General features: G+C 67.5%; 1 protein-coding gene. It reads right to left on the reverse strand.

Going from position 1 to position 252, the window contains the following annotated elements:
• Positions 1–252, reverse strand: a 252-nt coding sequence (locus tag GPA25_RS23790; protein ID WP_281357768.1) for a calcium-binding protein, incomplete at both ends; no start/stop codon positions are given.

Below are 252 nucleotides of genomic sequence, written 5' to 3' on the forward strand. Positions count from 1 at the left end.
TGTCGTTGCCGTTGCCGCCATAGAGGCTGTCGGTGCCGGCTTCGCCGCGCAGCACGTCATTGCCGTCGAGGCCGTAGAGGTAGTCGTTGCCGGCACGGGCCTCGATGACCTCGTCGCCGCCGTTGCGCCCGCTGATGCTCTCGTTGTAGTCGGTGCCGACGATGGGGTCGGTGAGGACTTCCCAGGGTGCGGCGGCGAGGACGGAGGTATCCCAGACGGTGCCGTCGGCGAAGACGATCTGTTCGACGCGGT

It is taken from the genome of Aromatoleum diolicum, from assembly GCF_012910955.1.
Taxonomy (GTDB): Bacteria; Pseudomonadota; Gammaproteobacteria; order Burkholderiales; family Rhodocyclaceae; genus Aromatoleum; species Aromatoleum diolicum.